At 46.5% G+C, this 16,150-nt stretch carries 8 protein-coding genes; 6 read left to right on the top strand and 2 right to left on the bottom strand.

The window, feature by feature from the left end; all coding sequences use genetic code 11:
- The first annotated feature begins 157 nt into the window (after window positions 1–157).
- The 6 genes from I2I04_RS14720 (at window position 158) to I2I04_RS14745 (ending at window position 13,624) form a co-directional block, all read left to right on the top strand.
- Window positions 158–1,789, top strand: coding sequence for a sialidase family protein (locus tag I2I04_RS14720; RefSeq protein WP_195655341.1), 1,632 nt, complete (start codon window positions 158–160; stop codon window positions 1,787–1,789).
- A 288-nt stretch (window positions 1,790–2,077) separates the two neighbouring features.
- Window positions 2,078–4,690, top strand: coding sequence for a beta-mannosidase (locus I2I04_RS14725; RefSeq protein WP_195655342.1), 2,613 nt, complete (start codon window positions 2,078–2,080; stop codon window positions 4,688–4,690).
- A 34-nt stretch (window positions 4,691–4,724) separates the two neighbouring features.
- Window positions 4,725–7,049 (top strand): family 20 glycosylhydrolase, encoded by a 2,325-nt coding sequence (locus I2I04_RS14730; RefSeq protein ID WP_143257476.1) that lies wholly within the window; start codon window positions 4,725–4,727, stop codon window positions 7,047–7,049.
- Window positions 7,049–9,124 carry a family 20 glycosylhydrolase gene (locus tag I2I04_RS14735; RefSeq protein WP_195655343.1) on the top strand — a complete coding sequence of 692 codons (2,076 nt, stop codon included), beginning with the start codon at window positions 7,049–7,051 and terminating at the stop codon, window positions 9,122–9,124. The genes I2I04_RS14730 and I2I04_RS14735 overlap by 1 nt, the downstream gene beginning before the upstream one ends.
- Window positions 9,125–9,221: 97 nt before the next feature.
- The gene (locus tag I2I04_RS14740; protein ID WP_195655344.1) at window positions 9,222–11,966 is read left to right on the top strand and encodes a SusC/RagA family TonB-linked outer membrane protein; all 2,745 of its coding nucleotides are present in this window, start codon (window positions 9,222–9,224) and stop codon (window positions 11,964–11,966) included.
- Window positions 11,966–13,624: a RagB/SusD family nutrient uptake outer membrane protein gene (locus I2I04_RS14745; protein ID WP_195655345.1), complete on the top strand. Its 1,659-nt coding sequence runs from the start codon at window positions 11,966–11,968 to the stop codon at window positions 13,622–13,624. Before I2I04_RS14740 ends, I2I04_RS14745 begins: the two co-directional genes overlap by 1 nt.
- A gap of 9 nt (window positions 13,625–13,633) precedes the next feature.
- Here the strand turns inward: I2I04_RS14745 and I2I04_RS14750 are convergent, their stop codons facing one another.
- Window positions 13,634–14,773, bottom strand: a complete 1,140-nt coding sequence (locus I2I04_RS14750) for a DNA alkylation repair protein (RefSeq protein WP_195655346.1) — start codon at window positions 14,771–14,773, stop codon at window positions 13,634–13,636.
- Window positions 14,774–14,905: 132 nt separating this feature from the next.
- Complete coding sequence (gene dnaJ / locus I2I04_RS14755; RefSeq protein ID WP_122138192.1) at window positions 14,906–16,093, bottom strand: molecular chaperone DnaJ; 1,188 nt, start codon at window positions 16,091–16,093, stop codon at window positions 14,906–14,908.
- Window positions 16,094–16,150 lie beyond the last annotated feature (57 nt).

Consider the following 16,150-nt stretch of genomic DNA (forward strand, 5'->3'; position numbering starts at 1 on the left):
CGGCCCACCTTATCGATGATGACAAGAGCCAGAACGGTGGTCAATGTATTGACTAGTCCTACCAGAACTTGGTAAAATGAAAGTTTACTGTTTGCATAGTAATATTACGGTAGAAAAGTTTTATCTTTATCGCGTTAAACTAACTAATACCCCCATTATGAGAAGAATCTATTATTTACTTTTCCTTATCTTCTTAGGATATTTTTTTGACGTAAAAGCTTCAGACACAGTACTTATTCATGAAACACAAATTCCGGTTTTAATAGAGCGGCAAGACAATGTTCTGTTCTATCTTCGTTTGGATGCAAAAGAAAGCAAAAAGCTCGATGAAATCATTTTAGATTTTAGTAAAAGTACGAATCTGACTGATGTTCAGGCAATCAAACTCTATTATGGAGGAACAGAGGCGTTGCAGGACAAAGACAAAAGTCGCTTTGCTCCAGTAGAGTACATATCCAGCCATCGTCCGGGTGGGACATTGGCGGCTAATCCTTCCTATTCGGTAAAATGTGCAGAGGGGAAACCATCGGAAATAGTAGTATTAAAAGGTAATTACAATTTATTTCCGGGTGTAAACTATTTTTGGATCAGTTTGCAGATGAAAAAGAATGCCTCTTTGTACACTAAGATACTCTCTGATTTGCGTGCTGTTAAAGTAGATGGGAAAGAACTATATTGTAAATCTATTTCTCCAAAGAATATAATTCATCGGATGGCAGTTGGTGTTCGTCATGCCGGTAATGACGGTTCTGCCTCCTTCCGTATTCCCGGGTTGGTGACTACCAATAAAGGAACCTTGTTGGGCGTGTATGACGTTCGATACAACAGCAGTGTCGATTTACAGGAATATGTAGACGTGGGTTTGAGCCGTAGCACCGATGGAGGAAAGAGTTGGGAGAAGATGCGTCTTCCGCTTTCATTTGGCGAGTATGGTGGTCTGCCTAAAGCACAGAATGGGGTAGGGGACCCCTCTATTTTAGTAGATACTAAAACGAATACCATCTGGGTGGTTGCCGCATGGACACATGGCATGGGTAATCAACGCGCCTGGTGGAGTTCCCATCCGGGAATGGATCTGAATCATACGGCGCAGCTGGTATTGGCAAAAAGCACGGACGATGGTAAAAACTGGTCGAAACCTATCAATATAACAGATCAGGTGAAAGATTCATCCTGGTATTTCCTCCTTCAAGGTCCCGGACGTGGAATAACGATGAGCGATGGCACATTGGTGTTTCCAACGCAATTTATAGACTCTACTCGTGTTCCGAATGCAGGAATCATGTATAGTAAAGACCGGGGAAAAACATGGAAAATGCACAATATGGCACGAACCAATACAACGGAAGCACAAGTTGCGGAAATAGAACCGGGAGTATTGATGCTGAATATGCGTGACAATAGAGGAGGGAGCCGGGCTATTGCCATAACGAAAGATTTGGGGAAAACATGGACAGAACATCCTTCTTCACGCAAAGCACTTCAAGAGCCGGTATGTATGGCTAGTCTGATTCATGTAGATGCCAAAGACAACATCTTAAATAAAGATATCTTGCTGTTTTCAAATCCGAATACGACCAAAGGACGTAATCATATAACGATAAAAGCAAGTCTGGACAAAGGACTTACCTGGTTGCCGGAACATCAATTAATGCTCGACGAGGCAGAAGGATGGGGATATAGTTGTCTGACAATGATTGATAAAGAGACAATTGGTATACTATATGAGAGTAGCGTCGCACATATAACCTTTCAAGCGATGAAATTGACAGATATAATAAAGGAATAAAGAGTCTGTCCCGAAAGTCCGAAGATTTAAATCTATGCTTACGATTTATAGGTAGCAAGATTTAGTTATAATGAAAAAGAATATCATTATAATGAAAAAGCGTCATTTTAGCTTACATTTGAGAGGCCGAATACTACTTTATTTAACTAATTATAAACCGAAACTTTAGCCGATTTTATGGGAGCTTTCTGGACAACTCATGCTAAAACAACATATTTTGTTAAATTATTAGTGAAAATTGCTGAAAAAGTAATATCTTTGAAACCGTTAATATCTAATGCCCCCACTATGATGATTAATTTAATCGGAAAAAAGACTCAAATAGCATGTGGACTACTATGCTGTTGTAGTATGGCATATGCGCAGAGCAATGACAATTCCGAAGTTGTGGTTTTAAATGCAGGTTGGGAATTTTCCCAGGCAGGCACGGAGCTATGGCGACCGGCACAGGTTCCCGGCACTGTTCATCAGGATCTTATCTATCATAAACAAATTCCCGATCCTTTTTATGGCATCAATGAACAAAAGATTCAGTGGGTGGAAAATGAAGACTGGGAGTACCGGACAGCTTTTACAGTTACCTCCGAGCAACTGAAACGGGACGATGCCCAATTAATCTTTGAAGGTCTTGACACATACGCCGATGTATACCTCAACGGAGCATTATTGCTCAAAGCCGATAATATGTTCGTCGGCTATACGATACCTGTCAAGTCGCAACTCCGTCTCGGAGAAAACCTTCTTCATATCTATTTTCATTCACCCATCCGGCAGACAATGCCTCAATATAACTCTAACGGATTCAACTATCCGGCAGACAACGACCATCATGAAAAACATGTAAGCGTATTCTCCCGTAAAGCCCCTTACAGTTATGGTTGGGACTGGGGAATCCGCATGGTGACCAGTGGTATCTGGCGTCCGGTGACCATCCGTTTTTATGACGCAGCCTCTATCAGCGATTACCACGTAAAGCAACTCTCGCTGACCGACCAGCAGGCAAAACTATCCAATGAATTAGAAATAAATAATATACTTCCTCGAGCACTTCAAGCAGAGGTGAGAATCAATATCTCTTTTGAAGGAAACACAGAAAAAGGCATTAGCCAGGCAATCACCTTACAGCCCGGAATCAATCGTATATCTATTCCTTCTGAAGTGCTGTCGCCGGTACGTTGGATGCCGAATGGCTGGGGAAAGCCCGCCCTGTATGATTTCTCCGCTCAGATAATCGTAGAAGATAAAGTCGTAGCCCAACAATCCCACCGGATAGGACTGCGCACCGTTCGCCTCGTCAATGAAAAAGATCAGGACGGAGAATCCTTCTATTTTGAAGTAAACGGCGTTCCGATGTTTGCCAAAGGAGCCAACTACATTCCCCAGGACGCCCTGTTGACCAACGTCACTACCGAACGCTACCAAACCTTATTCCGGGACATCAAAGAAGCCAACATGAATGTCATTCGTGTGTGGGGAGGCGGAACCTACGAAGACGACCGTTTCTATGACCTGGCAGATGAAAACGGAATACTGATATGGCAGGACTTTATGTTTGCCTGCACTCCCTATCCGTCTGATCCCACCTTTCTGAAAAGAGTAGAAGCGGAAGCCGTCTACAACATCCGCCGCCTTCGCAATCATGCTTCCCTGGCGATGTGGTGTGGCAATAATGAAATACTGGAAGCCTTGAAATATTGGGGATTCGACAAGAAATTCACGCCGGAAATCTATCAGGAGATGTTCCAGGGCTATGACAAACTGTTCCGCCAACTCCTTCCTGCCAAGGTAAAAGAGCTGGATGCCGACCGTTTTTATATACACAGCTCCCCATATTTAGCCAATTGGGGACGCCCCGAATCATGGGGGATAGGAGACAGCCACAACTGGGGAGTCTGGTATGGCCGGAAAACCTTCGAATCACTGGATACAGACCTCCCTCGTTTCATGAGCGAATTCGGTTTCCAGTCCTTCCCGGAGATGAAGACTATTGCCACCTTTGCCGCTCCAGAAGATTATCAGATCGAATCGGAGGTGATGAATGCCCATCAGAAAAGCAGCATCGGCAATGCCCTGATTCGCACCTATATGGAACGTGACTATATCATTCCCGAAAAATTCGAAGACTTTGTCTATGTCGGACTAGTATTGCAGGGACATGGCATACGTCACGGTCTGGAAGCGCACCGCCGCAACCGTCCCTATTGTATGGGTACATTATATTGGCAATTGAATGACAGTTGGCCGGTAGTGTCATGGTCGGGTATTGATTACTACGGTAACTGGAAAGCCTTGCATTATCAGGCAAAGCGTGCATTTGCCCCCGTTCATATCAACCCTTTGCTGGAAGGTGACAACCTGTGTGTTTACTTGCTTTCCGATCATCTTGACACCCGGGAGAAACTGACGCTGGAAATGAGACTGACGAATTTTGCAGGAAAGAAAGCCGGAAGAACGGTTGTCCTTCCTTCTTTGACTCTTCCGGCCAACACTTCCCAATGTGTATATCGCACTTCGCTCACCACTTTGTTTTTTCCTGCAAAGCGCCCGCTTGCGGATGACCTGCGCCATTGCTTCATGCAACTGACATTGAAAGACAAATCCGGAAATATCGTTGCCGAAACAGTCCATTTCTTTAGAAAGACGAAAGACTTGCTTCTGCCCGAAACAACCGTTTCCTGCAAGATAAAACAGAAAGAGGGCGTGTGTGAACTGACCCTGTTTTCTCCCGTTCTTGCAAAAGACGTCTTTATTGAAGTCCCTTTGCAGGGAGCCCGTTTCAGTGACAACTTTTTCGACCTCCTTCCCGGCGAGCGTAAGACAGTTGTCATCACTTCTCCCCAAATAAAGAAAGGAGAGGAGCTGCTTTTGACAATCAAACATATTCGTGATACCTATAATTAATTTATTAATAACTTAACACTTAATTTTTTAGTTTATGAAACAACTTTTAAAGTTAACCGGATGTCTGACACTAGCAGGACTTTTTGCCTCTTGCCAATCGGCACAACAGGAAGCCAACTACCAGATCATCCCCATGCCACAAGAAATTGTAACAGCTCAAGGAAATCCCTTCATCCTGAAGAGCGGTGTGAAAATCCTCTATCCGGAAGGAAACGAGAAGATGCAACGCAACGCGCAATTCCTGGCTGACTATCTGAAAACCGCTACCGGAAAAGATTTCGCTATCGAAGCCGGAACAGAAGGTAAGAATGCAATCGTACTGACATTGGGCACGGCAAACGAAAATCCGGAATCCTATCAGTTGAAAGTTGCCGGTGACGGAATCACGATTACCGGTCCTACCGAGGCCGGCGTATTCTATGGCATCCAGTCCCTGCGCAAATCATTGCCTGTGGCTGTCGGCGCAGACATTTCCATGCCTGCCGTAGAAATCAATGACGCTCCCCGCTTTGGCTATCGTGGCGCACACTTCGATACCAGCCGTCATTTCTTCACAGTAGACGAAATAAAGACCTACATCGACATGCAGGCTTTACACAACATGAACCGTATGCATTGGCATATCACTGACGACCAAGGCTGGCGTCTGGAAATCAAGAAATATCCGAAACTGACGGAAGTCGGTGCTAACAGAACGGAAACAGTGATCGGACGTAACTCCGGCGAATACGACGGCAAACCTTACGGCGGTTTCTACACCCAGGAACAAGCCAAAGAAATCGTAGATTACGCAGCCGAACGTTACATCACCGTTGTTCCCGAAATCGACCTTCCGGGACATATGCAAGCTGCCCTTGCCGCTTATCCTGAATTGGGATGTACCGGTGGTCCGTACGAAGTATGGAGACAATGGGGGGTATCAGAAGATGTACTTTGTGCCGGAAACGATCAAGTTTTGAAATTCCTCGAAGATGTATATGGCGAACTGATTGAAATCTTCCCGTCGCAATATATTCATGTCGGTGGTGACGAATGTCCGAAAGTAAGATGGGAGAAATGCCCGAAATGCCAGGCACGTATCAAGGCGCTGGGATTGAAATCGGATGATGTGCATAGCAAAGAAGAACGTTTGCAGAGCTTCGTTATCAACCAGCTCGAAAAATTCCTCAACGACCATGGACGTCGGATCATCGGTTGGGATGAAATCCTCGAAGGCGGACTTGCTCCAAACGCTACTGTTATGTCATGGCGTGGTGAAAAGGGCGGTATCGAAGCAGCGAAACAGAAACACGATGTCATCATGACACCGAACACATACCTGTATTTCGACTATTACCAAGCTAAAGACGTAGATAACGAACCGTTTGGTATCGGTGGTTATCTGCCGTTGGAAAGAGTGTACAGCTACGAACCGATGCCGGCTTCTCTGACTCCGGAAGAACAGAAATATATCAAGGGCGTGCAAGCTAACCTCTGGACAGAATACATCGCTACCTTCCCTCACGCGCAGTACATGGTATTGCCTCGTTGGGCTGCATTGTGTGAAATTCAGTGGTCCAGCCCTGAAAAGAAAAACTATGCCAACTTCCTGTCCCGTCTTCCTCAACTGATTAAGTGGTATGATGCCGAAGGATACAACTACGCAAAACACGTATTCGACGTACAAGCCGAGTTTGACCCAAATACGGCAGAAGGAACGATGGACGTAACCTTGTCTACTATTGACAATGCTCCTGTTCACTACACTTTGGACGGTACAGAACCCACTACTGCTTCTCCCGTTTACGAAGGAGTGTTGAAGATTAAAGAAAATGTCACTCTGTCCGCCAAAGCCATTCGTCCTACCGGTGAGAGCAAGACACTGACAGAGAAGATCGATTTCAGCAAATCCAGCATGAAGCCGATTGTAGCCAATCAACCTATCAATGAACAATACCTCTTCAAGGGAGCTTCCACGTTAAACGATGGTTTGAAAGGAAATAGCAGCTACCGGTCAGGCCGTTGGATCGCTTTCAACGGAAACGACATGGACATGACGATCGACCTTCAGCAACCCACGGAAATTTCAAGTGTGGCCATCTCTACCAATGTAGCGAAGGGCGACTGGGTGTTTGATGCCAGAAGCCTCTCCGTAGAAATTTCAGACGATGGAAAGACTTTCAAAAAGATTGCTTCCGGAGAATATCCGGCAATGAAAGAGACGGACAAAGACGGGGTCGTTGACCATCAACTAATGTTTACCCCTGTGACTACCCAATACGTGAGAGTTATTGCTTCACCGGAGAAATCACTTCCGGCATGGCATGCGGGAAAAGATAAAAACGCATTTTTATTTGTAGACGAAATCAAAATTGATTAATGAATATAAGAAAAGAATACACTAAAGTTTGTCTTTTCTTATGGATATTGGGGATGTGCATGAAAGCACATCCCATTCTGGCACAGTCCGTCATACCTGTCCCATTAAAAATGGAGCGGGGGACGGGCTTTTTTTTACTGTCAGAAAAGACAAGACTTTATACAAATCTACAAGATGGAGAAGCGAAGCTCTGGGAGAATTACCTGAAGGCATTACCCGTTCAATTAAAGAAAGCGGGCATGAAAGACAGGAAACAGATGCTTCTCTTATTGATAACCCCCAAGAACCCCCAGTTGCCATCGCCGGAAAGCTATACTCTTTCCGTCACTCCGCAACAAATCCTGATACGCGCCACTTCGGGAGCCGGATTATTCTATGGTATGCAAACCCTGTTGCAGTTGGCACAACCTTCGGGGGCAGGCAGCTATTCCATAGCCTCTGTCGAGATAGAAGACACTCCCCGTTTTGCTTATCGTGGACTGATGCTGGACGTGTCCCGCCATTTTTCTACCAAAGAGTTTATAAAGAAACAGATAGACGCACTGGCGTATTACAAAATCAACCGTCTGCACCTGCATCTGACCGATGCGGCAGGCTGGCGGCTTGAAATTAAGAAATACCCTTTGCTGACCGAATTTGCGGCCTGGCGTACAGATCCCACCTGGAAGCAATGGTGGAACGGCGGACGCAAATACCTCCGTTTTGATGCTCCCGGAGCTTCCGGCGGTTATTACACCCAGGACGATATCCGTGAAATATTGGAATATGCCCGTCAGCATTATATCACGGTGATTCCCGAGATAGAGATGCCCTCCCATTCGGAAGAAGTGCTGGCAGCCTATCCGCAGTTATCCTGTTCGGGCGAGCCTTACAAGAACTCCGATTTCTGTGTCGGCAATGAAGAAACCTTCACGTTTCTGGAGAATGTGCTGACCGAAGTCATGGATCTTTTCCCTTCCGAATACATTCATATCGGTGGCGATGAGGCCGGTAAGTCGGCTTGGAAGACCTGTCCGAAATGTCAGAAGAGAATGAAAGACGAGCATCTAGCCAATGTAGACGAGCTGCAAAGCTACCTGATACACCGCATTGAGAAGTTCCTGAACGATCATGGACGTCATCTGTTGGGATGGGACGAGATTCTGCAAGGAGGCATTGCGCCCAACGCAACCGTCATGTCATGGCGTGGAGAAGAGGGGGGCATCGCTGCCGTAACCTCCGGGCATCATGCCATCATGACGCCGGGTGCCTATTGCTATCTGGACAGTTATCAGGATGCTCCATACTCGCAGCCGGAAGCCATCGGTGGATACCTGCCGTTGAAAAAGGTCTATTCCTACAATCCTGTTCCCGCTTCCTTAACCCCGGAACAGGCAAAACTGGTCTACGGTGTGCAGGGCAACTTATGGGTGGAATATATTTCCACTCCCGAACACGTGGAGTATATGATTTACCCCCGAATCCTGGCATTGGCGGAAACAGCCTGGTCGGCTCCGGAACGTAAATCATGGCCGGATTTCCATACCCGCGCATTGTCGGCAGTGGCCGATTTGCAGGCGAAAGGATACCATCCTTTCGATTTGAAAAAAGAAATCGGCAGCCGTCCCGAGTCGCTTCAACCGGTCAGCCATTTGGCATGGGGCAAAAAGGTGATTTATAATTCACCCTACAGCCCCCATTATCCGGCACAGGGAAACACAGCCCTGACGGACGGCATACGTGGTGATTGGACGTATGGTGACGGTTCGTGGCAAGGATTCATCTCGGACAACCGCCTCGATGTGACGATTGATATGGAAAAAGAAACTTCCATCCATTCTGTCACTGCCGCCTTTATGCAGGTGATAGGAGCGGAAGTATTCCTGCCGGAGACTGTGGTGATTTCCATTTCCGATGACGGAACCCATTTCACGGAGTTGCGAAAACAACACTTTGAAGTGAGCAAAGAAACGCCCATCCGGTTTACGGATATTTCATGGCAGGGCGAAGCCAAAGGAAGATACGTACGCTATCAGGCACAAGCCGGAAGTGAATTCGGAGGCTGGATATTTACGGATGAAATTATTGTGAATTAAAAACGGATGAGATTATTGGAAATTAAAGAAGGAATCTACTCAACCAGATTCCTTCTTTTTTTGTTATATTTGTATTATTACCTTAAAAACTAAGAATATGGTACAACACGCTAGACTCATTTTCTACAGCCTTCTTCTTCTGGTAATCCCGTGCGAGGGCACGTTGGCACAGAAGATTCCCGTCGCGCCCATAGACTCATTGATTACCGTAGGATATGCCACCGGAAGTTTGAAAACCCTGTCCGGTTCCGTCGAGAAAATCACGGAGACACAGATGAACAAGGACCAGATAACGAACCCTTTGGAAGCAATCCGTGGACGTGTGCCGGGGTTGACCATCCAGCGAGGCTCAAACGGACCGGCGGCTCTGGATGCGGTACGCCTGCGGGGAACTACCTCACTGACCAGCGGCAACGACCCTTTGATTATCGTCGACGGAGTATTTGGCGACTTGAGCATGCTTGCCTCCATTTACCCTACGGATATTGAGAGCTTTACCATCCTGAAAGACGCTTCCGAAACCGCGCAATACGGTTCGCGAGGTGCATCCGGTGTGATAGAAGTCACCACCAAAAAAGGGATGAGCGGCAGGACACAGGTAGCTTACAATGGTAGTTTCGGAATTTCCACCGTCTACAAGAATCTGAAAATGCTGTCCGGTGATGAGTTCCGTCGTGTAGCATCGGAACGCGGCATTTCCATTCTGGACAAAGGGAACAATACCGATTTCCAGAAAGAGATTGAACAGACAGGACTGCAACAGAATCATCACATCGCCTTTTATGGCGGTTCCAGTGAGTCCAGTTATCGTGTTTCTCTCGGTTTCATGGATCGTCAGGGAGTGATTCTGAATGAAGACATGAAGAATTTCACTTCAAATATGAACATGAATCAGAAAATGTTCGACGGCTTCCTGAACTGCGAACTGGGAATGTTCGGTTCCATTCAGAAGAATCACAACCTGGTTGATTATCAGAAAACGTTCTATTCGGCAGCTACGTTCAATCCTACCTATCCCAATCATAAAGACCCTGTCACTAATTCTTGGGACGGTATAACGACCGCCAGTCAAATCACCAATCCATTGGCATGGATGGAAGTGCAGGACGATGATGCCACTTCGCACATCAGCACGCACGCCCGTCTCACCTTCAATCTGATGGAAGGACTGAAGCTAAGCCTGTTCGGTGCCTACACATACAATATCGTAGAAAATTCGCAGTACCTCCCCACTTCCGTCTGGGCGAACGGTCAGGCATACAAAGGAACCAAAAAGCGCGAATCCTTATTGGGAAACATGATGCTGACCTATAAGAAAAACTGGAAAAAGCATTTCTTTGACGCACTGGCACTTGCCGAACTTCAGAAAGAGACCTACACAGGCTATTATACCACAGTCAGCAATTTCAGCACCGATAAGTTCGGGTATAATAATCTTCAGGCAGGAGCACTCCGTTTGTGGGAAGGCACCAATTCGTACTATGAACAACCGCGCCTGGCATCTTTCATGGGACGCTTCAATTATACATACGCTGACCGCTACGTACTGACGTTGAACGCCCGTACGGATGCTTCCTCCAAATTCGGAGCCAACCATAAATGGGGCTTTTTCCCCTCTGCGTCCGCGGCATGGGTGATTAGTGAAGAAGAATTTATGAAGCAATTCCCCGTGATAGACAATCTGAAATTCCGTATCGGTTACGGTCTGGCAGGTAATCAGAGCGGGATTGACTCATACACAACGCTGAGTCTCGTCAAGCCGAACGGTGTCGTCCCCGTCGGAAACTCCGCCATCGTATCTTTGGGAGATCTCCGGAATACGAATCCCGACCTGAAATGGGAAGTGAAACATACCTTTAATACCGGTTTCGACATCGCTTTATTCGGCAACCGCCTGTTGCTTTCCGCCAACTATTACAACTCCCGCACCACGGATATGCTCTACCTTTACAACGTAAGCGTGCCCCCTTTCACCTATAACACCTTGCTTGCCAATATCGGCTCCATGCGCAACTGGGGTACGGAAATTGCCATCGGTATCACCCCTTTGAAAACGAAGGACATGGAGCTGAATATCAATGCCAACATCACCTTCCAGCGCAACAAATTGCTTTCATTGAGTGGTATGTATAACGGCGAAATGCTTTCCGCTCCCGAATATAAAAGTCTTGCCAGCCTCGACGGAGCCGGCTTCCACGGCGGCTACAACCACATTGTTTATCAGATGGTGGGGCAACCGTTGGGCGTGTTCTATCTTCCTCACAGCACCGGACTGGAGTCCGACGGAAACGGTGGATATACCTATGGCATCGCCGACCTGAATGGCGGAGGCGTCAGTCTTGAAGATGGAGAAGACCGCTACGTGGCAGGACAAGCCGTACCCAAAACGATTCTGGGATCTAACATCAGTTTCCGTTACAAACGCTTCGACCTGTCTTTGCAGATCAACGGAGCCTTCGGACATAAAATCTACAACGGAACTTCCCTGACCTATATGAACATGAATATATTCCCCGACTACAACGTAATGAAAAAAGCTCCGCGACAGAACATCAAGGATCAGACCGCCACCGACTATTGGCTGGAAAAGGGAGATTACGTCAATTTCGACTATGTGACACTGGGCTGGAACGTGCCGATTGAAAAGGTGCAGAAACTAAAGAAATATGTCCGTTCCCTGCGACTGGCATTTACAATCAACAACCTGGCAACCATCTCCGGCTATTCGGGACTTTCGCCCATGATAAACAGTTCCACAGTGAACTCTACGTTGGGCGTGGACGATAAACGGGGATATCCGTTGGCACGGACGTACACCTTAGGATTGAGTATTAACTTTTAATGGAGGAGGAGAGTATGAAACAATATGTGAAAAATAGAAGTTGGTTAGGATTCTTTCTGGCAATGTGTTTGGGCTTATTTTCCTGTGATAAGTTCTTACAGGAAAATCCGAAGGACAAACTACCGGAAGATGATGTCTACAATACGATCTCGGAAGTATATCTCAATGCAGTAGCTTCGCTTTATACCTACGTAGGCGGTTATAGCGACAGTCAGGGATTGCAGGGAACGGGTAGGGGAGTCTACGACCTGAACACTTTCACTTCCGACGAGGCCATTATCCCCACCCGTGGAGGCGACTGGTACGATGGCGGCTTCTGGCAAGGACTTTACCTGCACGATTGGGGAGTGGAGAATGACGCTATCCAAGCGACATGGGAATATCTTTATAAAGTCGTCATGCTAAGTAACAAATCGCTCGAGCGGATAGACAAATTCGCCGAAACCCATTCCGATGCGGAACTTCCGGCATACCGTGCCGAAGTGCAGGCCATGCGGGCCATGTATTATTATTATCTGATGGATTTGTTCGGGCGCATCCCGTTGGTTCAATCTTCTTCTGTGGCGATGAAAGATGTTGTCCAGAGTGAACGGAAAACAGTTTTCGACTTTGTATTCAAAGAATTGCAGGAAGCGGCTCCGCTGTTGAGCGATGCGCACAGCAACCAGTCCGGTCCTTATTATGGCCGTATCACCCGTCCGGTGGTAACTTTTCTATTGGCCAAACTGGCTCTGAATTCCGAAGTCTATACGGACAATGATTGGACAGACGGACAACGTCCGGACGGGAAAAACATAAAGTTTACAGTGAACGGCAACGAACTCAATGCCTGGGAAACAGTCATCTACTACTGTGACCAGTTAAAGACGCTGGGCTACAACGAACTGGAACCGGAATACGAAACCAATTTCTCCATTTTCAATGAATCATCGGTAGAGAATATCTTTACCATCCCGATGAATAAAACCTTGTACACCAATCAAATGCAATATCTGTTCCGCTCCCGCCACTACAATCATGCCAAGGCGTACGGCCTAAGCGGTGAGAACGGTCCCAGCGCAACCATTGAAGCCCTCGAAACCTTCGGTTATGAAACAGCCGGACAAGATCCCCGCTTTGATATTTGCTATTTTGCGGGCGTGGTGCACGACCTGAAAGGAAACATCATCAAGCTGGATGATGGCACTGTATTGGAATATCTGCCCTGGAAAATAGCTTTGGATATCACAGATACCCCGTACGAACAAACAGCGGGAGCCCGTATGAAAAAGTATGAAGTCGATCCCACCGCCACGAAAGACGGTAAATTGATGGAGAATGACATTGTACTGTTCCGCTACGCGGATGCTCTGTTGATGAAGAGTGAAGCCAAAGTACGCAACGGAGTCGGTGGAGATGAAGAACTGAATGAAGTCCGTAGCCGCGTCAATGCCTCCTCCCGTCCTGCCACTTTAGAGAATATCCTTGCCGAACGTCAGTTGGAACTGGCTTGGGAAGGTTGGAGACGTCAAGACTTGGTTCGCTTCGGGAAGTTTACAAGAGCTTACAGTAGCCGTCCGCAATTGCCGGATGAGGAAAACGGATATACTACCGTGTTCCCTATACCGGAGAAAATACGGGTGATGAATACGAAGTTGAAACAGAATCCGGGGTACTGACAGGAGTTATCATTCAATCAACTCAAAATCATATTTTTCAAGTTCGTTCCCGTTGATAATCATAGCAATCTGATGAAGTCCGAGATGGAGCTTCCTCGTTGTAACCACCCGGAAAGAATGTTTTCGGGTGATTCGCGTCGTTGAATTTCCCGCATATTCTTTCTCGCTGATTTTATGCACTTTCTTCGTCAACGTTCCATTTGCTTTTTGGTAATAGATTCCATATTCGAGTCGTATCTTGGTCGTTTGATCGTTCTTGTTCAACAGTTTGAAACTAAACTCCAACGAATCCCCGACTTTCACTTCAGGGCTTGAAATTTGGAAATCCTCCACATAGATATTGCTGATAGTAGAGTTGAAGCCAAACAACTCCATCACCTCCGGATTGCCTTGTTTTAAGAGCGTCCGGCAACCGTGTTTTATAATCCAATCCACCTCTTTCGATTCTCTCTTCCATTTCTTTGCTAAATCAATAACGATTTCGGGATTATCTTTCGCGATATCATTTAAATTATTGGCAACGCTCAATCGCACAAATCTTGCCGGATCATTTTTAAGATTCTCCAAAATAGGAATGATAGGCGCAGGATTTTCTTTCAGGTTCGGCAACGCCATCGCCCAGGGAAGGCGCGGACGACAGCCTTCTGACGCAAGCCGCCTGACTCCCCAATGTTCGTGTTTCGACCAAACCAACATCTGTTTCATCATTCGATCCGGATATTTGATAATAAAAGGATGGGCCACAAACTCGCAACTTGTGAACTGCGTGATTTTCTCTATCGCCTTGACAGAAGTTTCGTAATCGTCCAGTCCATATTGTTCGACATAATTATCCAGAATCCCCCCATACTCCAAAGTCAGGCCAAACTTCGTGTCGTCTATCACCGAGGAATCAGGCCGTATCTTTTTTATATGATCCAACAATTCAAGTATCTTAGCGATCGCCTCTTTGTAATCTGCCGGTAAAAACTTTCTTAGAACCGTTGTAATGTGCATGCAGCGTTGTTTAAGTTCCCTGCCTTCCCATTCGTCGTCCATCACTTGAGATACAAACTCGCGGGCATCAAAATTGTCGATAACAAGTTTCAGATCTTTCGTAAACAGATCGAAAAATTGCTCGTTAAACATGTTTTTAAACGGTTCTGCCATTCTTTTAATATATAGTTTAGTTAAAAATCAACCTAATTTACGTGCTGAAACCTTTATCTCTCATTTATAAAAAAGAAGTGAGCCGTAAAAAAGATTGCAGCCCACTTATACCTTATATATGATAGCAAAAGACTAATCGAAGAAACTCTTGAATTTCTTGAAGATCTTCTCTTTTACCGACGTGTTAGGTTTGAAATTGTCCGAAGCTTCCATCTTCTCGAGCGTGCTCTTTTCCTCCTTGTTGAGAGCTTCCGGCACATAAATACTGATATTGACCAGCAAATCTCCCGTACCGTACCCGTTTACATTCGGCAACCCCTTGCCACGCAAACGAAGCACTTTACCCGGTTGGGTACCCGAATCAATCTTCACTTTCACTTTGCCGTCAATCGTCGGAATTTCCACAGCACCGCCCAGCGCAGCCGTCGGGAAACTAAGCAACAGATTATAAATCAAATCATTTTCGTCGCGAATCAAGTCCTGATGCGGTTCTTCCTCCACGAGGATCAATAAGTCGCCTGCCACACCGTTGTGCTTGCCGGCATTACCTTTGCCGCCCATAGAGAGCTGCATCCCCTCTGCCACTCCGGCAGGGATATTCACCGATACCACTTCCTCGCCGTAAATGATTCCGTCGCCACCACACTTCTTACATTTATTCTTGATAATCTTTCCCTCACCGCCACACGTAGAACAAGTGACGCGAGTCTGCATCGTGCCCAGAATGGTCTGTTGGTTACGAATCACCGAGCCGCTACCTTTACAAGTAGGGCAAGTCTCCGATCCGCCGTCACCCTCGGCACCCGTGCCATGACACTGGTCACACGGCACATATTTTTTGAGTTTAAATTTCTTTTCTACTCCGGTAGAGATTTCCTTTAACGTCAGCTTCACTTTCACACGGAGGTCACTGCCGCGATACCGGCGTTGCTGTGAACCGCCGCCACCGCCAAATCCGCTGAATCCTCCGAAGCCTCCCCCGAAACCGCCGCCGCGGCCACCGAAGATGTCGCCAAACATAGAGAAGATGTCATCCATCGACATTCCCTCGCCACCGAAACCACCGAACGGACCGCCATTGCCTGCCGCACCGCTCACTCCCGCATGACCGAACTGATCGTAACGCGAACGCTTCTCCGGATTGCTCAACACGTCGTATGCCTCGGCCGCCTCCTTAAATTTCTCTTCAGCCTCCTTGTCGCCCGGATTCTTGTCGGGGTGATACTGAATTGCTTTCTTGCGGTATGCTTTCTTTATTTCTTCTACTGTGGCTGTCTTCGTCACCTCCAATATTTCGTAATAGTCTCTTTTTTCTGCCATGCCCATTTATTGATTTATGATTGAAAAGATTTATGATTTATGAATTCTGATTTATGA

The sequence above is a fragment of the Bacteroides sp. 1001136B_160425_E2 genome (assembly GCF_015559655.1).
GTDB classification, from domain to species: domain Bacteria; phylum Bacteroidota; class Bacteroidia; order Bacteroidales; family Bacteroidaceae; genus Bacteroides; species Bacteroides luhongzhouii.